At 44.4% G+C, this 26,634-nt stretch carries 21 protein-coding genes and 3 tRNA genes; 19 read left to right on the top strand and 5 right to left on the bottom strand.

The window, feature by feature from the left end:
- Window positions 1-54 precede the first annotated feature (54 nt).
- Genes WHS38_03165 through WHS38_03145 form a run of 5 tightly spaced genes read right to left on the bottom strand, consistent with a single transcriptional unit; the run spans window position 55 to window position 7,648 of the window.
- A complete protein-coding gene (locus WHS38_03165) occupies window positions 55-924 on the bottom strand; it encodes a CoA pyrophosphatase (protein MEJ5299967.1) in 870 nt (289 codons plus the stop codon).
- On the bottom strand, window positions 888-4,880 hold the full coding sequence (gene hrpA / locus WHS38_03160; GenBank protein MEJ5299966.1) for an ATP-dependent RNA helicase HrpA: 3,993 nt from the start codon (window positions 4,878-4,880) through the stop codon (window positions 888-890). The genes WHS38_03165 and hrpA overlap by 37 nt, the downstream gene beginning before the upstream one ends.
- A 13-nt stretch (window positions 4,881-4,893) precedes the next feature.
- Entirely contained in the window at window positions 4,894-5,562 is a 669-nt protein-coding gene (locus WHS38_03155) for a TIGR00153 family protein (protein ID MEJ5299965.1), read from the bottom strand.
- Between the two features lie 58 nt (window positions 5,563-5,620).
- Entirely contained in the window at window positions 5,621-6,853 is a 1,233-nt protein-coding gene (locus WHS38_03150; protein ID MEJ5299964.1) for an inorganic phosphate transporter, read from the bottom strand.
- A 15-nt stretch (window positions 6,854-6,868) separates the two neighbouring features.
- Window positions 6,869-7,648: a TatD family hydrolase gene (locus WHS38_03145; protein MEJ5299963.1), complete on the bottom strand. Its 780-nt coding sequence runs from the start codon at window positions 7,646-7,648 to the stop codon at window positions 6,869-6,871.
- 286 nt (window positions 7,649-7,934) lie between these two features.
- On the opposite strand from WHS38_03145, the gene WHS38_03140 reads away from it, so the two are divergent.
- From WHS38_03140 to WHS38_03050, 19 genes are all read left to right on the top strand, one after another.
- Window positions 7,935-8,141 carry a hypothetical protein gene (locus tag WHS38_03140; protein ID MEJ5299962.1) on the top strand — a complete coding sequence of 69 codons (207 nt, stop codon included), beginning with the start codon at window positions 7,935-7,937 and terminating at the stop codon, window positions 8,139-8,141.
- A 207-nt stretch (window positions 8,142-8,348) separates the two neighbouring features.
- Entirely contained in the window at window positions 8,349-9,443 is a 1,095-nt protein-coding gene (locus WHS38_03135; protein MEJ5299961.1) for a peptidoglycan DD-metalloendopeptidase family protein, read from the top strand.
- 14 nt (window positions 9,444-9,457) lie between these two features.
- On the top strand, window positions 9,458-11,686 hold the full coding sequence (gene priA / locus WHS38_03130; protein MEJ5299960.1) for a primosomal protein N': 2,229 nt from the start codon (window positions 9,458-9,460) through the stop codon (window positions 11,684-11,686).
- 110 nt (window positions 11,687-11,796) lie between these two features.
- Window positions 11,797-11,871, top strand: a tRNA-Thr gene (locus WHS38_03125).
- Window positions 11,872-11,928: 57 nt separating this feature from the next.
- Window positions 11,929-12,014, top strand: a tRNA-Tyr gene (locus tag WHS38_03120).
- Between the two features lie 126 nt (window positions 12,015-12,140).
- Window positions 12,141-12,217, top strand: a tRNA-Thr gene (locus tag WHS38_03115).
- A gap of 124 nt (window positions 12,218-12,341) precedes the next feature.
- Window positions 12,342-13,535: an elongation factor Tu gene (gene tuf, locus WHS38_03110; GenBank protein ID MEJ5299959.1), complete on the top strand. Its 1,194-nt coding sequence runs from the start codon at window positions 12,342-12,344 to the stop codon at window positions 13,533-13,535.
- A 21-nt stretch (window positions 13,536-13,556) separates the two neighbouring features.
- Window positions 13,557-13,706: a 50S ribosomal protein L33 gene (rpmG, locus tag WHS38_03105; protein MEJ5299958.1), complete on the top strand. Its 150-nt coding sequence runs from the start codon at window positions 13,557-13,559 to the stop codon at window positions 13,704-13,706.
- 85 nt (window positions 13,707-13,791) lie between these two features.
- A complete protein-coding gene (gene secE / locus WHS38_03100) occupies window positions 13,792-14,034 on the top strand; it encodes a preprotein translocase subunit SecE (GenBank protein MEJ5299957.1) in 243 nt (80 codons plus the stop codon).
- Window positions 14,035-14,060: 26 nt separating this feature from the next.
- Window positions 14,061-14,606 carry a transcription termination/antitermination protein NusG gene (nusG, locus tag WHS38_03095; protein MEJ5299956.1) on the top strand — a complete coding sequence of 182 codons (546 nt, stop codon included), beginning with the start codon at window positions 14,061-14,063 and terminating at the stop codon, window positions 14,604-14,606.
- Between the two features lie 10 nt (window positions 14,607-14,616).
- Window positions 14,617-15,042 carry a 50S ribosomal protein L11 gene (gene rplK / locus WHS38_03090; protein ID MEJ5299955.1) on the top strand — a complete coding sequence of 142 codons (426 nt, stop codon included), beginning with the start codon at window positions 14,617-14,619 and terminating at the stop codon, window positions 15,040-15,042.
- A gap of 27 nt (window positions 15,043-15,069) precedes the next feature.
- Window positions 15,070-15,777, top strand: coding sequence for a 50S ribosomal protein L1 (rplA, locus tag WHS38_03085; GenBank protein MEJ5299954.1), 708 nt, complete (start codon window positions 15,070-15,072; stop codon window positions 15,775-15,777).
- Between the two features lie 251 nt (window positions 15,778-16,028).
- Window positions 16,029-16,568 carry a 50S ribosomal protein L10 gene (gene rplJ, locus WHS38_03080; protein MEJ5299953.1) on the top strand — a complete coding sequence of 180 codons (540 nt, stop codon included), beginning with the start codon at window positions 16,029-16,031 and terminating at the stop codon, window positions 16,566-16,568.
- Between the two features lie 18 nt (window positions 16,569-16,586).
- On the top strand, window positions 16,587-16,985 hold the full coding sequence (rplL, locus tag WHS38_03075) for a 50S ribosomal protein L7/L12 (GenBank protein ID MEJ5299952.1): 399 nt from the start codon (window positions 16,587-16,589) through the stop codon (window positions 16,983-16,985).
- Between the two features lie 134 nt (window positions 16,986-17,119).
- The gene (gene rpoB / locus WHS38_03070) at window positions 17,120-21,238 is read left to right on the top strand and encodes a DNA-directed RNA polymerase subunit beta (GenBank protein MEJ5299951.1); all 4,119 of its coding nucleotides are present in this window, start codon (window positions 17,120-17,122) and stop codon (window positions 21,236-21,238) included.
- A 74-nt stretch (window positions 21,239-21,312) separates the two neighbouring features.
- Entirely contained in the window at window positions 21,313-25,371 is a 4,059-nt protein-coding gene (gene rpoC / locus WHS38_03065) for a DNA-directed RNA polymerase subunit beta' (GenBank protein MEJ5299950.1), read from the top strand.
- Window positions 25,372-25,482: 111 nt separating this feature from the next.
- Window positions 25,483-25,854, top strand: a complete 372-nt coding sequence (gene rpsL, locus WHS38_03060) for a 30S ribosomal protein S12 (GenBank protein ID MEJ5299949.1) — start codon at window positions 25,483-25,485, stop codon at window positions 25,852-25,854.
- A 94-nt stretch (window positions 25,855-25,948) separates the two neighbouring features.
- Window positions 25,949-26,419 (top strand): 30S ribosomal protein S7, encoded by a 471-nt coding sequence (gene rpsG / locus WHS38_03055; protein ID MEJ5299948.1) that lies wholly within the window; start codon window positions 25,949-25,951, stop codon window positions 26,417-26,419.
- A 33-nt stretch (window positions 26,420-26,452) separates the two neighbouring features.
- A partial coding sequence (locus WHS38_03050) for a GTP-binding protein (GenBank protein ID MEJ5299947.1) occupies window positions 26,453-26,634 on the top strand: 182 nt, incomplete at its 3' end.

Genomic DNA, 26,634 nt, shown 5'->3' with positions numbered 1-26,634 from the left:
AAACTTGTTACCAAATTGCTTCATTACAATCCCCAGATCCCAGCATACTCTTTCCTACCTTCTCCTGCCCAAATAGGCGTCACTCAATATGCCCGGCACAACAGGAAGTTCCTCAGCAGGGGGAGGAAGAAAATCAAAAAACTTCCCGATAAAATCCATAACCATACGGAAGGTCGCCCCCCATAAAATTTCCGTAGCCACCCCGTCCTGGTGTATAAAACAAAGAAAATCCTGGTAGTGAATATTCACTCCGGCATCCAAACGTTTGGGATAGTTGTAAAGACGATAACGAGCATACCTCGATGGATCTAAAAGTTCCGAAAAGGGTATCCACAAAATCTTCTCTACCTCATAGGAATTTTCCATCATCATTACCGAAGATGCGCTAATCACTCCAACAACCGGCACTATTACCTTTCGGAACATAACAAGTCGGTATGGGGATAATACTCCACATACCTTTACCTTGAATGGATTAAGTCGAATTTCCTCCCAGGCTTCCCTTAGAGCAGTTACAGCGAGTAGGGAAATAGCTTTTCTTATTTTCAGGGGATACTTTGACAAACTGTCGTGAAAAACCATAAGAAACCGAGCAATTATATTATCCAGCGGCCTTTTAATGCCCCCACCAGGAAAACACAAATCCCCCGGTTGCACCACATAACGAGACCGCTTATTTAGAATAATCCCAAGCTCTTCGTTAACGCCTTCGAGCTCCATCTTCTTCCTTCTCTTGGGATCCGAGCATATCAAAAACAAAACAGCCGTAATCTCACAGTCCTTTCCCTGAGGATTCAATAAATAGTCGCTAATTTCGCCAAAGGTTTCCCAAGAGAGATCTTTATAAAGCACGCTCGAGATGGTCTCGAACAAATGCTGAACATTATTTACAGACCATGTCTTAACTTCTCGCATTTCTTCCATTCTTCTTCCAACACCTTCGCTGAATAATTTCGAGCCACACCGGCACCAAAACGCCTTTGAAAAGCCTCTGGTGTAAAAACCATAGCCTTATGTCCAGCAAGAAGCCACTGGAACCTGCGAGTCATTACCTTAATGTCCTCATCGTCCGGATGAGACGCAACGTATGCTTTCAGGCGATTATAGTGTTCCACATGAGGAGCAATAAGGCTTTCTTTCAGTTTATCCTTTTCAGGCGATGCATAACACCGATCCACCCTTTCATCTAAACACATAACAAGTCCCAACGCCATTTTTACGTCATCTAAGCGATAAAAGCTCAAAAAATCAGGTGGAACCAGTCCATCAAGTTCCTTTGTCACTTCTTCCATTCGTTCCTTAAGAAGGTTGCCTGATACAACCCCATGTCCTCGCTCAGTGTATTTCTGGATTTTCCTTCGGACGGCTTCTCGTTTTTCAATAAGAGCCAACACAGCTTCAAGCCTTTCCATTCCAAGCGTAAATAGATGCTTTCTTACAAATTCCACCTTTTCCGCTACCCTTGCCCAAACAACGGTCGAAATTGGAACGAGTTCCGGTATGGAAAACACATCGGCGATAATGAACTGCCTTAGTTTTTCGTTAAGGGCGGGCATTCCTCCATTTGAGACCATAAAAAACGCTGCCTGATGGAGTTTTTGCGGGATGATCCAGGATGAGGCATATTTTGACAACACAGGACGAATAGCTTCCTCGAACAGCCTGAGGAGTCCTCTACTCGTTTCCCGCTGAGCTTCCGTAGGCGACCTAAAAAGCCTAACGGCCACACCAGCGTCCTTTCCTACATCCACTAGCCCCAAATAGGCATAAACCGTTCCTATTGAAGGCTCGTTAACAATTTCAATGCGATCCGGAAGAGATTCATCAAAAAATTCTTTGATCCCCGTCCTTTCCCAACGCTTTTTTGCTTCCTCCCATCGATCATCCTGGTAGTCTCTTGGAGCCTTTTCAAGAAAATCTTCTACATTTCTCCCTGCTGCTCGCACTTTTCCCGAAGAGTCAACTACTTCTATTCTGAAAGAAAGATGAAAAGGAATTTCAACTCCTGCCAACTCTCCAGGGCTTATTTTTAATCCTCTAACAGCTTCTAAAGCCTCGGAAAGGGCGACCCAGAAGCTTTCCTGAGGAAGAAGTTCTGGACGATGGATGTAGCTAAGGACTTCTTTCACCGTATCCTGAATAGGTATAAGCTCCCGACGTATGGCTTTAGGAAGTCCTTTGATAACATGTAAAACCTTCTCATCTAGATAACCCGGCACAGTCCAGCCGAGAATGCCTTCTCGATAGGCTCTACCAATAAGATCAACAGAACTAAGCGGCACCGTAATGGTTATTCCGTCCTCGTCAGAACCGGGACTAAAGCGATAAGTAAGAGGAAATTCCGTGCCAAAGATTTTTATATGACCTGGGAAGTTATACTCCATGTCTTCAGAAAGAGCTTCCTTAAGCAGATCATCCTTCGTCATACGAAGGTATCGATCCATGGGGTAGCGCTCAGATGTATTTTCTCTACGTCTTGAGTTGGTCTCACTCTGAGTTTTCCTCCGAAGATTTTCATCCCCGGAAGGAAAACTTGCTTTTCCAGAGTGGCTTTCGGTTTTCCAGAAGCACCTCATAAAACGGTCAAAGCTTCTAGCATCAGAAATTCCTTGGGGAAGTCTAGCATCGTAAAACCGCACAAGAGCCTCTGTGTCCACTACCACTCCACGTCGGCGAATTCTTTCTTCGGTATTACGAAGTTCCTGAAGAATCTTTTCGTTATGGATCATAAAAGGATAGGTTTTCCCAAGTTTCCCTTCAACCAACGCCTCTCGAATGAAAATCTTCCGCGCTTCCTCAGGATTTATACGGCCGTAAGAGACAAGACGATCCTCCACTATTGGCAATCCCTGGTAGGTAACTTTCTCAAAGGCAGTTACTATTCCCCGCTTCTGATTCCAATGTGGATCTCGATAGGAATACTGGCACAGATGTCGCCCGACTTCTTCTATCCAGCTCGGGTCTATTTCTGCTACACAGCGAGCAAAAATACGGCTTGTTTCAACCACTTCTGCCGCCATAATCCACGGCGGGTTGTTTTTAACGAAAGATCCCGGAAAGATGAAAATCTCTTTATCTCGCACTCCACGATACCGACCTCGTCCTTCATGCATAGCAACCAATCCGCCGGAAGAACCAAGAAATCCCGAAAGTAGGCTACAATGTATAGCTTCGTAATCGGCTGGAGTATCACTCAGTTCAAGCTCACCCAGTTCTTCAAGAGTTTCAATGATTTCTTCGTAAACGTTGATCCATTCCCGCATAATTCTGTAAGACAGAAAATGCCTTCTACACCATTCTTTTTGTTTTGATCGACTCAGCCCCGATTCTGCTTCACGGTGGAAAGCTTTCCAGATGTTGAGAAGACTCAGGAAATCAGACCGCGGATCGGCAAAGATTTCATGAATTTTGTCGGCTACAGCTTCTTCACCTAAAGGTCTTTTTCTTGGATCCTGGATGTTAAGGGCGGCCACGATTACGAGCACTTCCCGAAGAGCCTTTCTACGACGTGCTTCAATGAGGATGCGAGAAAGACGGGGATCTAGGGGAAGACGCGCCATTATGCGTCCCGTAGGAGTAAGATTAACGTTTTCATCGATAGCTCCCAATTGACGCAGAGCTAGAAAGCCTTCTCTAATGGCGGTGCGATGAGGAGGATCAAGGAAAGGAAAAGATTCCACGTCACCTAACCCCAAAGCAAGCATACGCAGGATTACTTCGGCGAGATTGGATCGCTTAATTTCCGGTGGAGTAAACTCCTGGCGGGTTAGATAATCCTCTTCGCTATAAAGTCTAATGCAGACTCCGGGACCGGTTCTTCCACAACGCCCCTTTCTCTGATCGGCGCTAGCTCGCGATATGGGAAGAATAGGAAGAGATCGTATGCCTGTTTTTGGACTGTAGTGAGATATGCGTGCAAGACCTGTATCAACAACAAAACTTATATTGGGAATTGTAAGAGATGTTTCAGCTACATTTGTAGCAACTATTATTTTACGATGGGGTGAGGGTTCAAAAATTCTTTCCTGTTCCCAGGATGCCTGCCTTGCATAAAGCGGGAAAACTTGAGCTTTTTCAAGATTGCGCTCACTAAGCCTTTGGACCGTCTCCCGTATATCGCGTTCTGTGGGCATAAAAACCAGAATGTCGCCTCGAAAAAATGGATGTTTTTCCATATTTATCAGTTCATCTACCACATCAACGGCTTGATCTACATAATTCCATTCATCTGAATCACTATCAAGCTCCCATGGACGATATACAACATCAACTGGGTAGAGCTTAGACGGAATTTCAATTATAGGAACATCGATTCCAAGGGATTGGCTGAAAGCGTCGGCAAATTTTTGAGGGTCAATAGTTGCGGAAGATATGATAATGGTCAGATCGTCCCGCTCGGAAACTACGTTTCTGAGCATTCCAATAAGAAGATCGATGTTCAGGCTTCTTTCGTGAGCCTCATCGACCATGATCACTTCGTAGCTGCTGAAAAATTTATCCTGTTGAGCTTCGGCAAGAAGCATGCCGTCGGTTAGAAATTTTATGACCGTTTGTGGAGTTGTGAAATCCTGAAATCGTATCTTATAGCCTACGATGTGGCGCCAATCAGGACCGAGTTCTCTTGCTACCTGCCTTGCCAGAGCTATAGCAGCAATTCGGCGGGGTTGAGTGCATCCAATAAATCCCCTTAATCCTTTGCCTGCTTCTAGACACATCTTGGGAATCTGAGTGCTTTTACCGGACCCTGTCGTCCCTGCCACAACAAGCACGCGATGCTCTGAAATTAGCCGAACTATCTCATCCTTTTTGGCAACTATAGGCAGTTCTGGAGGGTAGGTAATGGAAGGCGGCAAAATCCTGGGTTTAGAAAGCCCTGCCATTCTCCTGAAATAACTACCTTGCTATCATTGCCCGCATCATATCGGCAGCATTTTCCGCATGATTGGAAATATCACCAACGAGTTCAACAAGTCGGATCAGATGAAAAGCCATGATGTCCCTTTCAAATGGATATTCAAAAAGGTCTGCAAGAAGTTTTCTTTCTACCTGATCCGACTGAAATTCGTATTCCCTTATTTGCCGTATGGCGGCTTTTACTGTATCTCTCGTTTCTTCAGAAAAATTGGAGAAGTAGCTTTCTGAAGCCGAAACCATAGGATAGATAGCCTTAAGGGAGTAAATAGAACGATCTATGAGCAGCAAAAAGTCGTCAACCAGTTCAATTGGAACGCAACTCTGTTTGTAGGACAGCCAGTGAAGCACATTCTGCACAGAATCCAACACCTTGTCTTGTTCTCTAAGATAGGCAAAAAGCTGAAACTTATCCATAGGGAGTAATACGCCTCTGGGAAGATGCCCCCTTATATTACGCTTGATTACATCACCCTGATTTTCTAATATGATAACCTTATTATGAAGATTTTCAAACTCTTTGAAGTCTCCCTCCAGGAAGCACATAAAGGCATTTTTATAAACAGGTGCGACTTCCCTAATGATATCTGCATGCTTTAAGAGCCCCGGAAAAGGTGATTGTCGAAAGAGTTTTAAAAAAGCCGTCCTCATTAAATCGTCTCCTTCTAAGTTTCGACTTTCTTAAACAATAGCGTAAAGTTTGCTTTTACTACAAAAAGATGAATTTTAGAAGCTTAAAAATGATCATCGCCGGAATGGCTGAAAGGGGGATGGTTGCCACCCAGTATGATATAATACGCCATACGACTCCTAGATCTACAGCAGCCATACCACCCGCAAGGCCTACCCCTACCACAGCTCCAACGGCAGCGTGGGTGGTGGAAACGGGAAGCCCCAATTTTGATGCAACAAGCACTGAAGTAGCAGTTCCAAAATCTACGGCGTAACCTCTAGTATTGTTCAGCTCGGTTATCTTATGACCAACTGTCTCAATCACTTTGTGGCCCCACATAAAAACCCCCAAAGCGATGAATCCTCCTCCAATAGCAAGCATCCAGAAGGGAACTACAGTTTTGGAGGTTATCATGCCCGTTTTGTATATGGCATAAATAGCTGCAAGAGGCCCTACAGCATTAGCCACATCGTTAGCTCCATGGGCAAAGGCTACATAACAGGCAGTAAAGATCTGAAGCTTACGGAAAACGTCCTCAGCGGGATTTCCTGTTTTAGTGCCGGCTTTGAGCATCCTTTTAGCCCAAATTTGAATTGCAAATCCAACCGAGATAGCGACGATTAATGCAACTAGCACCCCTACAGATGCAACATACTTAAACCTGGCTCCAAAGGAAGTCCCTAAAAAGATAGAAACCAAAACAACAAAGAAAGTAATACCTCCAAATAACGGACTCCACTTTACCGTCTGATCAAACACATCGTAACTTCTAAGAATGAGTCTTCTGATAGAAACAAATATAAGAAAAGCTACCACCCCAGCAAAAACGGGCGATACAATCCAGCTCATAACAATAAACCCTAACTTTCCCCAGTGTATAGCTCTTAAACCGCCCTCCATAAGCCCCACACCTATTAGAGCCCCAACTATAGAGTGAGTTGTCGAGACAGGATACTGACACCATGTGGAAACAAAGACCCAAAAACTTGCCGAAAGTAAAGCCGCAAGAAAACCAAGCATAAGAACTTGAGGAGCAAAAGATACAGCCTCCAAGTCTATGATGCCTTTGGTGATCGTGGAAGTAACATGAGCACCCAGAAGAACCGCACCTGAAAAGTCAAGGATAGCACCAATAATAAGAGCCTGCCTTAGAGTGATTGCCTTAGCGCCAACAGGAGATGCCATACCGTTTGCGACATCATTTGCCCCGATGTTCCACGCCATATAGGCGCCAGCAAAAAAGCCCAGAATTAAAACCCATAATTCCATTAATCACTAATCCTTTTAAGTCTGGATAGAAATATTAAAAACCCTTATCGCATTTTGAGTCGTTTGGTCACCAAGACTTTCCAAATCCATCCCTTTTATATTTGCTATCTCCATGGCTGTATAAAAAACATAGGATGGTTCGTTGGGCTTACCTCGATAGGGAACCGGTGCAAGAAAAGGCGCATCGGTTTCAACAAGTATGCTATTTACAGGCACCCTCTTTACTACATCCCGAAGAATCAAGGCATTAGAGTAGGTTATCACGCCTGGAATAGAAATGTAAAAACCGAGATCAAGGCACCTTTTAGCTATTTCCCAATCGCCTGAAAAACAGTGAACAACCCCTCCTGCAAGTTTAGGTGCCACAGGTTCAACAAGAGAAAAGAAATCATCAAAAGCTTCCCTAACATGAAAAACCACGGGCTTCCCAACCTCGACAGCAATTTCCAACTGCTCCTGGAAGCACCGCCTTTGAATCGCTCTTGGCTGACGATCTCGATAGTAATCCAGTCCTATCTCTCCCAAAGCCACCACTTCTTTCTTGGCAAGAAGATCTCTAAGCTGATCCTTTTCCTGGGCTGAAAGCTCATGAGCTCCGTGAGGATGAACGCCTGCGGTAGCAGAAACTCTTGGAAAAGACTGAGCAAGCTTCAAGGCGAAAAAACTGCTTTTAAGGTCAATCCCAACGGTTACAATGTGAACAACCGACCGCTCTAGAGCTCTACGGAACACTCCTTCCAGATCCTGAGATAACTCAGGAAAATCAAGATGAGCATGAGTATCAATAAGCATCATATGGATCTCCTTAATTAGTTGTAAGGTGCTTGTGAAGATCGCAGAATCTTATAATTTCTGCTCCCTAAAATGCAAAACAAAAATTCCACTCTGAAAACCCTTCATCCAAGCGGATTATCAAAGAAGGTTCCCATTACTTCGAAAGCATTTCATTGTGTTCGCCTAAGGGAAATGGTAAACATGTTTTATAACTGATTGGCAACAGAGAGGAATTCAGGACATCTTTTAATCTGTTGATCGTTACCCCCTTTTCTAGTATAGGGAGGAAGTGGAGTCCGTAACCTTAATGGCAAAACTCAAACTGGAGAAGAATCTCATGGACAATAACAGAGAAGCCATATCTTTACTAAGGGAACTTGTGGAATATATCGAAAACCACTATGTCTTCGATAAAGTCTCAGACAGTGGTTGCGGATACATCGACCCTCACCGCTCAGATGCCTTTCAGGACATACTCAACCGGGCAAAAGAATTTTTAGCAAGATTTAAATAGCCTATCTCTCTTTCATCATGAACAGAGCCGAAATAGAGAAATTACACCATAGAAAAGCTCTGGGTGGCTCGCTTTATCGCTATAAACAAGATGGAAACTATTCTGGCAATCAATGGGTATTTCTAAACAATTTTTCGTCTTGCCTTGTAATGATAGGACACCGCAGGCTAATCTTATCACTACCTTCCTGGAAGAGGAGTTTTCGCTATGAAAGATATTCATCCCCTCAGGGGGTTATCATGGGTTGTTTTGTCGATCATATTAAGTTCCATTACCGCAGAAGGTATTATAAATAAAAATACGGACGACTTGAATAGTTACACTACAACAACTTTATTTGCAGCCCAGGATACTTTCACAAACTATCAGGCACAGGCGTGTTCGCAGGAAATACCTCCGTTTCCATTAAAACTTGCAGGTCTCTCTAAAGAAAAGCAGGTTTATCGAGAGAACACTTCTTCACCAAATAAGCCGTTCAAGATAATCATCGGATCCATAAGCGACAATCTTTATAGTTCGGCTGTGAAAGCCGGGCTTCATCCTTCGCTTATACTGGATCTTGCAGATATTTTTTCTTCTTACATAGACTTTGCAACTGATATTCGTAAAGGCGATACTTTTTCCGTTGTTTTGGGAACAACACCACATCCAACAAAGGCAGGGTCAAAACAGTGGATGATACTTGCAGCAAAAGTAACTGTTCAGGGGGAAACCTATGAAGCCTTTTTCTTTCAACCTTCTGGTCAGAAAGGGGCATATTATGATGGGGAAGGAAAATCCCTTGCTAGAGCCTTTCTGAAAGCTCCTTTACAATATAGAAGAATTTCATCCATGTTCACAAAAAGTCGATTCCATCCCATTCTGAGAATTTACAGACCTCATTTTGGTATTGATTATGCCGCACCTACTGGAACACCTGTAAGCGCTATTGGAGCAGGCAAAATAGTTTTTATGGGTAGGAAAGGAGGATTTGGAAATCTGGTGGAAATAAAACATAACGGCGTATATTCTAGCTCTTACGGACATCTTTCCAGGTTTGCTAAAGGACTAAGAGTAGGTAAATATGTAGAACGAGGCGAAGTGATAGGCTATGTTGGTTCGACCGGTCTTTCCACAGGACCTCACCTGGATTTTAGATTCTATGCCAATGGACGACCTGTAAACTTCATGGCAATATCCGATTCCATTCCTATGGAATCTATTCCTAAAGCTCTAGCTGGAAAATTCAAAGCCACCGCCGAAAACTATCGAACTCTTATAACTCAGGAAGAAGCCAGGAAAGTTGTGATGAAAAGCCAATAAAACCAAATCAGACCATGATCTTTCTCCATGTCCAGCTTCTCGATGCAACAGAAACCATCCTTACTTACAGCCTCGAAGATAGAAAAGAGCCGGATTGGGATCTTCGAGGCTGTAGAGTTCTTGTTCCCATAGGCCGCCATCACAGGCTTGGACTGGTGCTGGATGTAAGTGCCGAAGAACCATCGGGTATCACTACCAAACCGATAATAGCAATCCTTGATTCGCAACCAGTTTTACCTCAAGACTTGATAAACCTGTGCCGACGCATTTCCTCATATTACTTGTATCCGCTTGGACTCACATTACTAATGGCACTTCCCGAGCCACTTCGCAGAAAACCCCCTAAAAAGCCCCAAACTTTACGAACAACAAAAGCAGCCGTGCTTTTATGCTCACCAGAAGACATAAAGGATAGAGCCTTCGACGAAGGGTTGAAAGAACTCTTCGCAAGATATCCATCAGGACTTCCCCTGTCCAGAATTCGAGAATATCTCAAGAAAGATTCGAATCGTTTTATCGTTAAAGCCAAGAAAAAAGGCTGGATCGATGTAATATTGGTTCCAGATGAAGATGTGCTGGAATCGCACTTTAGCCAGACAATTGAAACGTCTGTGCCCGAACAACTTACTGCAGATCAGGCAAGGATTATTGAAAAAGCCGTAATAGCTCTAACGAAAAGTTCTTTCGCACCCTATTTGCTTTACGGAGTTACAGGAAGTGGAAAAACGGAGATTTACCTGCGCCTTGCTGAAAAAGCCTTAGCAATGGGGAAATCAGCGCTTGTGCTTGCTCCAGAGATAGCTCTCATTACCCAACTCGAAGCCATATTCAGAAACCGTTTCGGTGAATTACTTGCTGTGTGGCACAGCGGACTTTCTCCCCAGGTGAGACTATCTCAGTGGGAAGCTCTTCTAAAGGGCAAGAAAAAAGTTGCGCTGGGAACAAGATCCGCCGTCTTTTTACCCATACAAAACTGCGGGCTTATAATAGTCGATGAAGAACACGATCCATCCTACAAACAGGAAGACCGCATGCGTTACAACGCTCGCGATGTGGCTCTTATGCGCGCTCAAATGCTACAAATTCCTATCCTGCTAGGATCTGCTACTCCTTCTCTTCAATCCTATCACAACGCCAGAGAAGGGCGTTACGGGCTTTTTACAATCACTCAAAGAGTCCACGGACAACCTCTTCCGGAAATAGAAGTGATTGACATGAGACGTGAACGCTCTCCAAGGATATTCTCGAAGCGACTCAGAGAAGCTCTGGAGGAGACTTTTGCCAAGGGTTTACAGGCGCTTCTTTTTTTGAATCGCCGGGGCTACTCACCTTGCGTGCTCTGTAGATCCTGTGGTTATGTGGCCACCTGTCGGAGATGTAGTATCCCGCTAACTTATCATGTTGATGAACAAAATCTCAGATGCCATTACTGCGGTTTCTCAATGGAAAAATTGCAGATCTGTCCCATGTGTGAAAAAAACGTTCTACTCTATTTAGGCTTTGGAACAGAAAAGGTCGAAAATGAAATCAAGAAAATCCTGCCCCAGGCTCAAATCGCAAGAATAGACCGGGATGTTATAAAAAATATGAAAGATTTGGTTTCAGTCCTGAATCAAGTTAGACAAGGTAAAGTGCATATCATTATTGGAACTCAGATGATTACCAAGGGGCACGATTTTCCTATGCTCTCACTAACCGGGGTTATTAACGCTGATGTAGCTTTAGCACTTCCGGACCTTCGCTCAGGAGAATTGACGGCTCAACAACTGTTGCAGGTTTCGGGAAGATCCGGACGGCGAGACTCTATCGGGAGAGTTATAATACAAACCTACAACCCATACCATTATGTTATTGAATCAGCCACTAAAGGTGATTACTCACTATTTTGCGAGAAAGAACTAGAGTCTCGGGAAAAACTTTTATACCCACCTTACGCGAGAATGGCTAGAATCATCTGTGAATCAACCGACATGCAAAAAGCTTATGATAGTGTTTACAGTCTTGCCGATTTCATGAGAGAAACGGTCAGGAATGTGGATCAAGAAAGCTGTGTAATAATTGGTCCTGCTCCTGCTCCATCTTTTAAGCTGAGAGATCGATACAGGTGGCATATTCTTCTAAAAGCCAAACAAAGTGGGCTCCTTACGGAATTTCTGGAAAAGGTCTGGCACAGCAATTTAGTCGACAGGTTAAGGAGAAAAGTTCGAGTTATAGTTGATCGAGATCCTGTAACCTGTCTGTAGGCTGTTTCCAAAAAGGTCTAGAATGTTATCTTTTTACGCTTTTTTAAGAAGAGCCTTTCGGGCGCCCTTGACTATGTCCGTCTCTGTATGATATTAAAAACTCACCTGAGGCTGGCGTAGCTCAACGGAAGAGCAGCTGATTTGTAATCAGCAGGTTGCGGGTTCGAATCCCACCGCCAGCTCCAGCAAAAAAGACTTGCATTTTGATTTAAAAGTGTGTAAAGAATATCGGCTCTGATAGTGGAGAGGTTCCCGAGTGGCCAAAGGGAGCAGACTGTAAATCTGTTGGCTTGCGCCTTCGGAGGTTCGAATCCTCCCCTCTCCACCAGAAAGCATAAAGTAACATGTAGGAGATGATGGCGCTGGGCGGGCCGTCGTCGCTGAACTACATGGGCAGATGTTTTGAAAGGTAGGGATTGGGAGAGGAGGGGAATCTTCCAAGCAAAGTTGGTAAGCCCACGTAGCTCAGGAGGTAGAGCACTTCCTTGGTAAGGAAGAGGTTCACCGGTTCGAGCCCGGTCGTGGGCTCCATTTTTTTTGCCCATAATGTGGTAATGCAAATCCGTCCTTCAGCGCCTCACTTGGTCAGCAAAAGTCAAAAAGCTCGATGTTAGCAGTGTTAAACGAGTATTATAATGGGTAGAAGGAGAGGACGATGGGAAAGAAGAAATTTGAGCGTAAGAAGCCGCATGTAAATGTGGGAACGATAGGACACATTGACCATGGGAAGACGACGTTGACGGCGGCGATTACAAAGCAATTGTCGTTTAAGGGGTCTGCGGAGTTTGTTCCCTTTGATCAGATTGACAAAGCGCCGGAAGAGAGAGAACGAGGCATTACGATAGCGACAGCACATGTGGAGTATGAGACCGACAAGAGACATTATGCCCATGTGGACTGCCCAGGTCACGCTGACTACATCAAGAACATGATTACCGGTGCGGCGCAGATGGATGGAGCGATTCTGGTGGTGGCAGCAGACGATGGACCGATGCCACAGACTAGAGAACACATTCTTCTTGCAAGGCAGGTAGGAGTTCCCTACATTGTGGTGTTTCTTAACAAGGTCGATATGGTTGATGATCCAGAGCTTATAGAACTTGTAGAACTTGAAGTAAGAGAACTTCTTACAAATTACGGATTTCCCGGGGATGAAGTGCCTGTAGTTAAGGGATCTGCTCTGAAGGCTCTGGAATCTAACGATCCCAACAGCCCTGAAGCAAAATGCATCTTTGAACTTATGGAGGCTATAGATAACTATATCCCCGAGCCTATAAGAGATGTAGACAAGCCATTTCTCATGCCTATAGAAGACGTCTTCTCCATAAGTGGACGAGGAACAGTAGTAACGGGTAGAGTAGAACGAGGTATAATAAAAGTTGGAGACGAAGTTGAGATAGTAGGTTTTGGACCTACTCAGAAGACGGTTTGCACAAGTATTGAAATGTTCAGAAAGATTCTGGATGAAGGACGAGCAGGAGACAATATAGGAATACTCCTTAGAGGTATTAAGAAGGAAGAAGTAGAAAGAGGAATGGTTGTAGCAAAGCCGGGAAGCATAACACCTCACACCAAGTTCAAGGCAGAAGTTTACGTGCTAAAGAAAGAAGAAGGTGGAAGACATACGCCTTTCTTCTCGGGCTACAGACCTCAATTCTACTTCAGAACAACAGACGTTACCGGAACGATCAAACTCCCCGATGGAGTAGAAATGATAATGCCCGGGGATAACACAAACATTGAAGTGGAACTCATTACCCCGGTCGCTCTCGAAAAGGAACTCCGCTTCGCAATCCGTGAAGGAGGCCGCACCGTCGGCGCAGGAGTTATTACGGAAATTTTACAGTAACCATCAAAAAGGTGGATTACCATGCGAGTTTTAATAACGTTAGCCTGTTCAGAATGCAAACGTAGGAATTATACAACTACGAAAAACAAAAAGACGACCCCAGACAAATTGGCTTTTAGAAAATACTGTCCGTCGTGCAGAAAGCACACGGAGCACAAAGAAACCAAGTAGAAAAAATCAAGCGGAGAGAACGGGAAAGCTCGTTCTCTCCTTTTGTGTCGTTAAACAAATTGAAAAAAGTTCACAGTGAGTATTTATGGGGACGAAAAGACCTTCAAAGCAAAGTGAAAACATATTAACCAGAATCGGAAACTGGGTAAACTCACTCCGAAGCTACCTTAGGGAGGTAGTTTACGAACTTAAAAAGGTGGTATGGCCATCTCGGAAACAAACGATAGGGACGACAGCCATTGTTGTTATCGTAGTTATGATTTTCGGAATATACCTGGGTATAGTGGATGCTATATTTAGCCATGTCATGCGATGGTTTCTAGGGTAACACCGATATAGAATTGGAGATAAGCAGTGGCCGGTGGAGAATTAGAAAAAAAATGGTATATCGTGCACACTTACTCTGGCTTTGAACACAAGGTGAGTGTGGCCATAAAGGAGCGGGCAAAAACTGCCGGTCTCGATCAACTTTTCGGAGAAATTCTCGTCCCTACGGAAAAAGTTATTGAGATTGTAAAAGGGAAAAGAAAATCTTCATCCAGGAAATTTTATCCTGGTTACATTATTGTTCAGATGGTTCTTAATGATGAGACGTGGCATCTTGTCAGAACAACCCCAAAAGTAACCGGACTTATTGGAAGCAAAGAAAAACCTGTTCCGATTCCGGAAGAAGAAGTAGAGCGCATCAAAAAGCAGATGGCCGAAGGGGCTCAGAAGCCACGTCCAAAACAGAGTTTTGAAAAGGGAGATCAGGTTCGAGTTGAGGAAGGTCCTTTTGCTAACTTCCATGGAATAGTGGATGAGGTGCTTACGGAAAAAGGTAAAGTGCGAGTGCTTGTGAGCATTTTCGGACGACCTACACCTGTAGAACTTTCCTTTGAGCAAGTAACTCGCCTATAGGGGGAAATATATGGCAAAAAAAGTAATAGCCAACATTAAACTTCAGGTTCCGGCGGGGCAAGCAAATCCTTCGCCACCCATTGGTCCTGCTTTGGGACAGCACGGCGTAAACATTATGGAGTTTTGCAAAGCGTTCAACGCAAAAACCCAGGGACAGGAAGGAATGATCATCCCTGTGGTGATTACCGTTTACTCAGATAAATCTTTTACCTTTATTACCAAAACCCCACCTGCTTCAGTGCTTCTAAAAAAGGCTGCTCAGATAGCAAAGGGATCTCAAGAACCTGGGCGGGCAAAGGTTGGAACGGTTACGAGATCCCAAATTGAAGAAATTGCAAAGCTAAAACTTCCTGATCTAAATGCTAGAGACCTTGAAAAGGCAATAAAGACTATCGAAGGAACGGCAAAAAGCATGGGGTTGGAAATCGTCGATTGAATCCAGATTAAGGAAGGGCATTGAAAAATGGCAAAGCGAGGAAAGAAATACCTAAATGCGCGCACGAAGGTAGATCCCTTTAAGAAATACACCTTTGAAGAAGCGGTAAAGCTTGCGATTGAATGTTCATACGTGCGCTTTGACGAAACTTTGGATATAGCTGTAAGGCTTGGAGTCGATCCCCGTCATGCCGACCAGATGGTTCGTGGAACGGTAGTCCTTCCAAACGGACTTGGAAAGGAAGTTCGAGTGCTTGTATTTGCCAAAGGTGAAAAGGTTAAAGAAGCGCTCGATGCAGGGGCAGACTATGCTGGCGCAGAAGAATACATAGAAAAGATTCAAAAGGAAGGCTGGTTGGAATTCGACAAAGCCGTAGCCACTCCCGATATGATGGGTGCAGTGGGAAAGATTGGCAAAATTCTTGGCCCTAGAGGCTTGATGCCGAACGCCAAGCTCGGAACAGTCACTCTCGATGTAGCAAAGGTAGTTAAAGAAATCAAAGCAGGAAAGCTCGACTTCAAAGTAGAAAAAACAGGTATAGTTCATGCTCCTATGGGTAAGGTTTCCTTTGGTCCTGAAAAGTTGCTAGAAAATATCGCAGCCTTTATAGATACTCTCATCAGACTAAAGCCTGCCACATCGAAGGGGACTTACATACGAGGTATCGCCATATCAACAACTATGGGACCAGGCATCAAAATCGACCCACTCTCGCTAAAGACCATGGTAGCGTGAGCGAGTATTTGCAGATACGAATGAGCGCACGTATAGTGTGCCAAAAACAAGCTGCCGTTCGGTGCTTTCATCGTTCCAAGACAGTTGGTACGCTTCCTTGGGAAACCTGGGGCGTTTAAATCCGCAAGGACACTAGAAGCGGAGCCCACCGAGACGTATGGAGCTTACCGATTCGGCAGGGTGCATATCGACGCCTTGTTGTAAGAACGGAAAGCACGCCGGCAGAAGAAAAGAAAGGAGGGTTGAGGCGTTTGACTCTAAAGAGGAGCGAAAAAGGAAAAATACTGGAAGAGTTGCACGAGAAGCTGTCTAAAGCCAGTGCAACGGTGCTCACAGACTTCAAAGGGCTTACAGTAGCGGAAATGATGACGCTCCGAGATGCTCTCGCGGCAGAAAAGATCGAATACAAAGTGGTGAAAAACACTTTGATGCGAATGGCGTGCCGTGGAACAGAAGCATCGGTGCTGGAACCCCTCATTCAGGGCACTTGTGCTATAGCCATTGGATACGATGACCCGACTGTTCCTGCTAGAATTCTCAAAAAAATAACCAAGACCCATGATAAGCTCAAAATCAAAGGGGGAGCCCTGGGAGGAAAAATTCTTACTGCTGAAGAGGTTATGGCTTTAGCCGACCTCCCATCAAAGCAGGAATTGCGGGCTCAACTGCTGGGTGTCCTGGCAGCAGTCCCAACGGCTTTAGTAACAGCTCTGAGTGGTATTCCAAGAAACTTTGTTGGAGTGCTTGCAGCTCTAAAACAAAAGAAAGAAGAACAACAAGGCGACGCATAAGGAAGGAGGCAAAAGAAAATGGCAGAAATTACCAAAGAAGATGTTATTCAGTTTATCGAAAATATGACAGTTCTGGAACTCAGCCAGCTTATTAAAGAACTCGAAGAACGTTTCGGAGTAACAGCGGCTGCACCAGTTGCTATGGCTGCTATGCCAATGGCAGGCGCTGCCGCACCAGGTGCTGCTGCACCGGCTGAAGAAGAAAAGACAGAATTTACCGTCGTTCTTACATCTGTCGGAGCTAATAAAATCCAGGTAATTAAAGAAATCCGTGCCATCACTAACCTCGGACTGAAAGAAGCAAAGGATCTAGTGGAAAATGTGCCCTCTACCGTTAAAGAGGGTATCCCGAAGCAGGAAGCCGAGGACATCGCAAAGAAGTTGAAAGACGCTGGAGCTACCGTCGAAATTAAGTAGAAACGATAATACAGCTTAGAATTTAGCATCGGAAATCGGTTTCTTCCTGAACCGATTTCCGATTTATCTTTTTGTTAATTTTAAGAGATAAACGGAAGTAAAAACCTATGCAAAAAAGTAGCTTAGGAGAAACCATGGCGACGGCTTTAACTTATGGATACGAAACAAGAAAAAATTTCGGCAAAATTAAGAAAATAACAGAAATTCCTTACCTACTCGAAATGCAACAGGAAAGCTATCGTCAGTTTCTGCAATATGAAGTTCCACCTGAAAAAAGAGAGAAAAAAGGGCTCCAAGAAGTCTTCGAATCTGTTTTCCCGATAGAAGATTATGCTAAAACAGCTCGTCTTGAATTTGTATCTTATTCCTTTGGAGAAGTTAAATACGACGTTCGAGAATGCCTTGCCCGTGGCATGACCTATGAGGCTCCTCTAAAAATCGTGGTAAGACTCGTTACATTCGATGTTGATAAAGAAAAAGGTTCCAGAGAAATTCGAGACATCAAAGAAAATGAAATATATTTTGGTACAATACCCCTCATGACCGACAACGGAACATTTATTATAAATGGAACCGAAAGGGTCATCGTAAGCCAGCTACAGCGGTCGCCAGGTATTTTCTTTGACCACGATAAGGGAAAGACCCACTCAAGCGGCAAAATTCTCTATTCCGCCAGAATTATACCTCTTAGAGGTTCCTGGTTGGACTTTGAATTCGATCACAAAGATATCCTTTACGTTAAAATTGACCGCCGTAAACGATTCCCCGCAACAATCCTTCTAAAAGCTTTGGGCTACAACGTTGAAGAATTACTTAATACTTTTTACAAAAGTGAACGAGTAAGAATCATTGATGAAGTTAATACCGAAAAGATGCTCGATCCTGAGACTCTCGCCGGCATGAAGGCTCCAGATGATATAAAACACCCTCAAACCGGTGAGATCATCGCCAAAAAAGGAAGAAAGCTTGGTAAACAGCTCATAAGAAAATTACTGGAAATTGGGATCAAGTCTATCCCCATCGCTACAGATGAAATCATTGGATCGGTGTTAAGCCATGATGTTATTGATTTTAGCACGGGGGAGATCATAGCTGAGTGTAACGACGAGATACAACCGGAGACAATTAAAGAATTTCTCAATAGAGGCATTCACGAGATCGAAATACTACACATGCAAAGCCCTTCTTTCAGAAACACCCTTTTGCAGGATAAGGGGGTTGTATCCAAAACTGACGCTATTGCAGAAATTTATCGTAGAATGAGACCTGGTAATCCCTATACCCCCGAAGCAGCAGAAGAATACTTCAACAATCTTTTCTTTAATCCTGACACTTACGATCTTTCCGAAGTGGGTCGGTTAAAAATTAATTCTCAGCTTAACATCAACATCCCTCTTTCTCAACGCACTCTGCGTCGAGAAGATATTTTGGAAGCCGTCCGTCGGCTTATAGAACTCAAAGAGTCTCAAGGACCTGTTGATGACATCGATAATTTGGGTAACCGCCGTGTAAGATCTGTCGGTGAACTTCTGGAAAATCAATATCGAATTGGACTTGTGCGGATGGAGCGAACGATCAAGGAAAGAATGATCGTCCAGGAGATCGAAACCCTTATGCCTCACGATCTCGTAAATTCCAAACCGGTGATGGCCGTGGTTAAGGAGTTCTTTGGAACCAGCCAACTTTCCCAATTCATGGATCAAACTAATCCTCTTTCTGAAGTTACACACAAAAGACGCCTTAGCGCTCTCGGCCCAGGAGGACTCACGCGAGAAAGAGCAGGTTTTGAAGTGCGGGACGTCCATCCCACTCATTATGGCCGTATATGTCCGATTGAAACCCCTGAAGGACCCAACATAGGTCTAATTGTTTCTTTGTCCACCTACGCGCGAGTCAACCAATACGGCTTTATAGAAACTCCATATCGAAAAGTCGAAAACGGACGAGTTACAGACGAGGTTGTTTACCTCACCGCGATGGACGAAAAGGATTATCCTATTGCTCAGGCCAACGCACCCATTGATGAAAACGGTTACCTGCTGGATGAAAAGCTCACGGCAAGAAAAAGTGGCGAATATGTTCTTGTATCTCGTGACGAAGTTAAATACATGGACGTATCTCCAAACCAGATAGTCAGTGTATCTGCCGCACTTATCCCATTCCTGGAACACGATGACGCAAACCGAGCTCTCATGGGATCTAATATGCAACGTCAAGCGGTTCCGCTGGTTAAAACCGAGGCACCTCTCGTAGGCACCGGTATAGAACATATCGTTGCTCGCGATAGTGGCATTACTGTCATAGCAAAACGAGACGGCATAGTGGAGTATGTTGACGCTACACGAATTGTTGTCCGAGCGACTGAAGAAGCTCCTGACGAGAGCTTTGTTGATATTTATGATCTCATCAAATTCCAGAGATCTAATCAGAACACATGCTTCACTCAAAAACCCCTGGTAAGACCGGGTATGACCGTCAAGCAAGGACAAATCATTGCTGATGGTCCTTCCACCGATAATGGAGAACTTGCCCTTGGGCAGAACGTGCTGGTAGCATTCATGAGCTGGGGAGGATACAATTTTGAAGATTCCATCCTAGTTAGTGAAAGAATCGTCCGGGATGATGTTTTTACATCTATTCACATTGAAGAATTCGAAGTATTTGCCAGGGACACAAAGCTTGGAAAAGAAGAAATAACAAGGGATATTCCTAATGTTAGCGAAGAACTTTTGAAAAACCTGGATGAAAGTGGCATTGTCAAAATAGGAGCATACGTCAAGCCAAATGATATACTCGTAGGTAAGGTAACACCCAAAGGGGAAACTCAACTTACTCCCGAAGAAAGACTTCTAAGAGCCATTTTTGGTGAAAAGGCAAGCGACGTTAAGGACAGTTCTCTGCGAGTTCCCCCAGGAGTGGAAGGGATAGTTATTGATGCTCAGGTTTTTTCAAGACGAGGCATAGAAAAAGACCAGCGCATGCAGAAGATCGAAGACGCTCAAATCGCAAAACTACAGAAAGACATGCGTGATGAATCTGAAATCATCCGAAGAATGGCTGCAAAAAAGCTCGCTAAACTACTTGAAGGAAAAACCTCCGGTTCAACCTTAAGAGACGGAAAAAATATTTACATTAAAAAAGGTGATCCAATCACAGAAGATGTTCTGCTCGAAATGCCACCCGTTATGTGGGCAAAGATAGTTCCCGCTGAATCCCCTGCCCTAGCTCAAGAAATTGAAATAATTCACGAGACATACCAGAATCACATAAAGCAGGTTCGAGCACTTTTTGAAAAGAAGGCAGAAAAAATCCGAAGTGGTGATGATCTTCCGCCAGGGGTCCTCAAAATGGTCAAGGTTTACGTCGCCACCAAGAGAAAACTTCAGGTGGGGGACAAGATGGCAGGCCGCCACGGCAATAAAGGAGTGGTATCTAGAATACTTCCTGTAGAAGATATGCCCTACCTGGAAGACGGCACACCCGTGGACATAGTTTTGAATCCTCTTGGTGTTCCTTCTCGTATGAATGTTGGGCAAATTCTGGAAACTCACCTTGGCTGGGCTGCAAAAGGACTTGGTGAACAGATCGGCAAGCTTCTCGAAAACTTCAAAGAACGGGAAACCATAGAGCAAAAACTTAGAAGGATTTACTCTGAGTTGGAACTCGACAGGATTCTCAAAAACAAATCTGATGAAGAACTGAAGGGAATGGCTCCAAGGCTTGTAAGAGGGCTTCCCGTAGCTAGCCCGGTATTTGACGGATCAAGTGAGGAAGAAATTCAGGAATTTCTAAAAGAAGCGGGACTTCCCGAATCAGGTCAGGTAATACTTTACGATGGAAGAACAGGCGAGCCCTTCGACAATCCTGTAACAGTGGGTGTTATGTATATGCTAAAGCTCCATCACCTTGTAGATGATAAAATCCATGCCCGTTCCATTGGACCCTACTCTCTTGTTACTCAACAACCCCTTGGTGGAAAGGCTCAGTTCGGCGGACAGAGACTCGGGGAAATGGAAGTCTGGACAATGGAAGCTTACGGCGCTGCCTATGCTCTTCAGGAATTCCTTACTGTTAAATCCGACGATATCCAGGGTAGAACTCGCATGTATGCAAAAATCGTAAAAGGCGACAACACTCTTGAAGCAGGAATACCCGAATCCTTCAAGGTAATGACTAAGGAACTTCAAGCTCTTGCTCTGGACTTCAGACCGCTTGATGAAGTGGATGAAGAAGATGAAGAATTTAAGAAGTAAAAAAATTTGTAGGGGTGAATCATTAAGGCACCCCTACCTAACGAAATTAAGTAAGCAACAAAGGAGGCAAAGCCTTGAAAGACCTCTATAGTAACATATCATTCAGAAAAGACATTTTTAACTTTAACGCCGTAAAAATTTCCATAGCATCACCGGAAATTATTCGGCAGTGGTCTTTTGGGGAGGTTAAAAAACCTGAAACGATCAACTACAGAACCTTCAAACCGGAAAAAGATGGTCTCTTCTGCGCCCGAATTTTCGGACCGATCAAAAACTGGGAATGCCTTTGTGGAAAATACAAACGGATGAAACATCGAGGAGTTGTTTGCGAAAAGTGTGGAGTTGAAGTTATCCAGTCAACGGTCCGAAGAGAGCGAATGGGGCATATAGAACTAGCTTCACCTGTGGCTCATATTTGGTTTCTGAGAAGTCTCCCTAGCAAGATAGGCAACCTCCTCGATTTATCACTAAGAGATCTTGAACGAGTGCTCTATTTTGATTCCTATATTGTGCTTTCTGCTCCTTCGGGAGTTGAAAAAATTAAAAAAGGTGATCTTATAACCGATGAGCAATACAGAAAACTGGCAGAAGAATTAGGGCCTGAATTTAGAGCAGGCATTGGAGCAGAAGCCATACAGGAACTTTTGCGGGAACTCGACTTAGACGCTATCATCGAGGAACTCCACCAAGAAATTGAGAGCACCTCTTCTGAAGCAAAAAAGAAAAAACTTGGCAAAAGACTACGAATTGTCGACGCTTTTAGAGACTCTGGAAATAAACCTGAATGGATGATTCTTGAAGTCATCCCCGTTCTTCCTCCAGATCTGAGGCCTCTCGTTCCTCTTGACGGAGGACGTTTCGCTACAAGCGATCTTAATGACCTCTATCGTCGCCTCATCAACCGAAACAACCGCTTGAAGAAACTGCAGGAACTCGGAGCGCCCGATATTATCGTTCGCAACGAAAAAAGAATGCTCCAAGAAGCAGCCGATGTGCTTTTCGATAACGGACGCAGAGGCAAGGTAGTTCTGGGAAGCAACAAGCGACCACTTAAATCCCTAAGCGATATGCTAAAGGGGAAGCAGGGACGCTTTCGCCAGAACCTTCTTGGAAAGAGAGTTGATTACTCAGGTCGAACAGTTATCGTCATAGGCCCCAACCTGAGACTCCATCAGTGTGGCCTTCCCAAAAGGATGGCTCTGGAACTCTTCAAGCCCTTTATATTAGGTAAACTTGAAGAAAAAGGGGTTGTTTCCAGCGTTCAGATGGCGAAAAAACTAGTAGAAAAAGAAGTCCCCGAAGTATGGGACGCTTTGGAGGAAGTGGTCAGAGAATTTCCTGTGTTACTTAACCGAGCCCCTACCCTTCACCGACTTGGCATTCAAGCCTTCGAGCCTATTCTCATTGAAGGGAAAGCTATCCAGCTTCATCCGCTCGTTTGCACAGCCTTCAATGCAGATTTCGACGGCGATCAGATGGCTGTTCATGTTCCACTTTCAGTGGAAGCTCAGGCTGAAGCCAGGGTGCTTATGATGTCGAGCAACAACATCCTTAGCCCAGCTCACGGAGATCCGATTATTGTACCCACTCAAGATATAGTGCTCGGACTTTATTACATGACCAGAGAAAAACCCTTCACTTTAGGTGAAGGGCAACTGTTTTACAGTCCCGAAGAGGTTCGTCGCGCTTATGATGCAGGATCTGTAAACCTTCACGCCAGAATTCAGGTCCGAATGAATGGAAAGTTCGTCCAGACAACGGTTGGCAGAGTGCTCCTTTCAGAAATTCTTCCGCCCACATTAGATTTCGATCTTGTAAACAAGGTCATGACCAAAAAAGCGATAGCAAAGTTGATAGACGAATGCTACCGCAAAGTTGGCACAAAGGCCACCGTAATCTTAGCAGATCGCTTAAAAGATCTCGGTTATGCGATGGCTACTAAAAGCGGTATCTCCATAGCTATCAAAAATATGGTCATCCCTAAGAAAAAACCGGAAATACTGAAGAAAGCCTTTGAAGAAGTCGAAGAAATCGAACGGCAATACAGTGAAGGACTTATAACCGAGGGAGAAAAATACAACAAAGTAGTCGATACCTGGGCTAAAGCCACAGAAGATATTTCAGCGGAAATGATGAAAGAAATCGCCATGGAGAAAGTTGTCGGGAAGGAAGGCCAGGAAGAAGAGATGCAGTCTTTCAACCCGATCTACATGATGGCTGATTCTGGAGCTCGAGGTAGTAAAGAACAGATGAGACAGCTAGCGGGTATGCGAGGATTGATGGCTAAGCCTTCTGGTGAAATCATAGAAACTCCCATTACGGCAAACTTCCGTGAAGGACTCACCGTGCTTCAATACTTCATTTCCACTCATGGTGCTCGAAAGGGACTTGCCGACACTGCTCTCAAAACAGCAAACGCCGGTTATCTCACTCGCCGACTCGTTGATGTGGCTCAGGATGTAGTAATCGCAGAAGAAGATTGCGGCTCTCTTGACGGCATAGAACAAACTGCTCTTCTTGAAGCAGGAGAAATCATCCAACAGCTAAGCGAAAGAATCCTTGGTAGAATTGCTCATGAGGATATTGTGGATCCTGTTACGGGAGAAGTGCTTGTACGGTCCGGGGAAGAAATAAATGAAGAAGCCGTAAAGAAAATTGAAGAAGCCGGTATTGAAAGAGTTTCCATAAGATCACCTCTGACTTGCAAAAGCCATAGAGGTGTATGCATTAAATGCTATGGTCGAGATCTTGCTCAGGGGAAACCGGTAGAAATCGGTGAAGCCGTGGGGATTATAGCAGCTCAATCAATCGGGGAACCAGGAACTCAGCTCACCATGAGAACCTTCCATATCGGTGGTGCGGTAAGTAAACGAGTTGAGCAAACATCTATTTCAAACCGTTATCCTGGTATAGTAAGGTTTATAAACCTCCATACTGTTGTCAACCGCGCTGGGGAACTTATTGCGATAAATCGCAATGGGGAACTAGTCATAGAAAGTGCAACCACGGGTCGAGAGCGCGAGCGATACCGTATCATCTACGGAGCTAGGATAAAGGTAAAAGACGGTGATGTTGTTGAAGCAGAAACATCCATTGCAGAATGGGATCCGTTCAACACGCCGATTCTTACGGAAAAAGAAGGAATAGTCAAATTTGGTGATCTTATTGAAGGACAAACCCTTCAGGAAAAAATAGACCCTGTAACGGGTAAGGCAAGTAAGTTTGTATCCGAATACAAAGAAACAGATCTGAGACCTCGAGTATCCATAAAGGATACAAAGGGAAGAACCATAGCAAGATATTATCTGCCGGTAGGAGCAATCCTTATGGTTAACGAGGGGGATGAAGTCTATCCCGGTGATGTTCTTGCGAAAATCCCAAGAGAAACTACTAAAACCAAGGATATAACTGGAGGTCTCCCACGAGTTGCTGAACTGTTTGAAGTTAGAAGACCAAAAGAACATGCTATCATAGCTGAAATAGACGGAATTGTTCACTTTGGAAGAGATACAAAGGGCAAGAGAAAAATAGTTATCGAACCAGAAGTTGGAGAACCACGGGAATATCTCATTCCTAAGGGGAAACACATCATAGTTCATGAGGGCGACTATGTCAGAGCTGGAGAACCTTTAATGGATGGATCTCCGGATCCTCATGACATCTTAAGAGTTCAAGGAGAAAAGGCGATAGCAAAATATTTGCTTGACGAAATCCAGCGAGTTTACAGACTCCAGGGTGTTCGCATTAACGATAAACACATAGAAGTAATTGTGCGACAGATGATCAAACGAGTTAAAATCACCAATCCTGGCGATTCTGGCTTTTTGCCAGGCGAACAGGTAGAAAGACACATCTTCGAAGAAACAAATGAGAGACTTATTGCTCAGGGGAAAACCCCTGCAGAAGCAGAACCACTGCTTCTGGGAATTACAAAGGCTTCTCTTAGCACCGATAGCTTCATATCTGCCGCATCGTTCCAGGAAACTACTAAAGTTCTTACGGACGCTGCATCATCAGGACGAGTAGATAAGCTTAGAGGACTGAAGGAAAATGTTATCCTGGGAAGATTAATCCCGGCTGGCACGGGGTTACCTAAGTATAGAGCAATCAGAGAGAGAGCAATTAATAGATAGGCGGTTTCAATATGAGAGTGTTACAAAAGTATTGACAAGCTGGCCATAAACTTGTATGGATGCAAGGCTTTGCAGGGAAAAGAAAAAGACAACGAAGAAGGGGTATAGGATATGCCAACGATAAGCCAGTTGGTAAGAAAAGGACGAGAAAAGGTAAAACGTAAATCCAAATCACCGGCTCTTCAGGGTTCTCCACAGAAACGTGGAGTATGTGTGAGGGTATACACTACTACCCCAAAGAAACCAAATTCGGCTCTACGTAAAGTTGCAAGAGTGCGCCTTACTAACGGGTATGAAGTAACCGCTTACATTCCCGGGATCGGCCACAATCTTCAGGAACACTCAGTCGTGTTGATAAGAGGAGGTCGAGTCAAAGACCTTCCTGGTGTTAGATATCACATTATTAGAGGGACCCTGGATGCAAGCGGTGTAGCAAACAGAAAGCAGGGCCGTTCCAAATATGGGGCTAAAAAGCCCAAATAGGTTTGAGTGTTACGGGGCAAAGTTTTTACAGCAGACGCTTTAAACAGACTAAAGAACAAGTAAAGACCAGATACTAGGGGTCGGGGAAGAACAAATGCCAAGGCGAAGAGAAGTTAAGAAACGAGATGTTTTGCCAGATCCTAAATACAACAGCAAACTGGTTGCGAAGTTTGTCAACAATGTCATGAGGTCCGGCAAGAAGAGCGTTGCAGAGCGGATAGTATACGGAGCTTTTGACTTTATCGCCCAGAAGACAAACAAGGATCCTCTGGAAGTCTTTCACCAGGCTCTTGACAGCGTGCGCCCAATAGTTGAAGTAAAATCCCGAAGAGTCGGAGGAGCAACCTATCAAGTGCCTGTGGAAGTTCGCCCTGAACGCCGCGATTCCCTCGCTATGAAATGGATCATTTCCTATGCACGACAACGATCGGAAAAAACAATGATCTCTAAGCTTGCAGGGGAACTTCTAGATGCATCTCAAAATCGAGGTGGAGCCGTTAAAAAGCGTGAAGATACTCACCGCATGGCAGAAGCTAACAAAGCTTTTGCTCATTATCGGTGGTAGGACGGCTTACGAGGGAATAAAAAGGAGAGGACGATGGGAAAGAAGAAATTTGAGCGTAAGAAGCCGCATGTAAATGTGGGAACGATAGGACACATTGACCATGGGAAGACGACGTTGACGGCGGCGATTACAAAGCAGTTGTCGTTTAAGGGGTCTGCGGAGTTTGTTCCCTTTGATCAGATTGACAAAGCGCCGGAAGAGAGAGAACGAGGCAT

This window comes from Thermodesulforhabdaceae bacterium (genome assembly GCA_037482015.1).
Taxonomy (GTDB): Bacteria; Desulfobacterota; Syntrophobacteria; order Syntrophobacterales; family Thermodesulforhabdaceae; genus JAOACS01.
The sequence above is the reverse complement of the archived record's forward strand: the minus strand, read 5'-3'. Positions and strand labels throughout refer to the sequence as shown.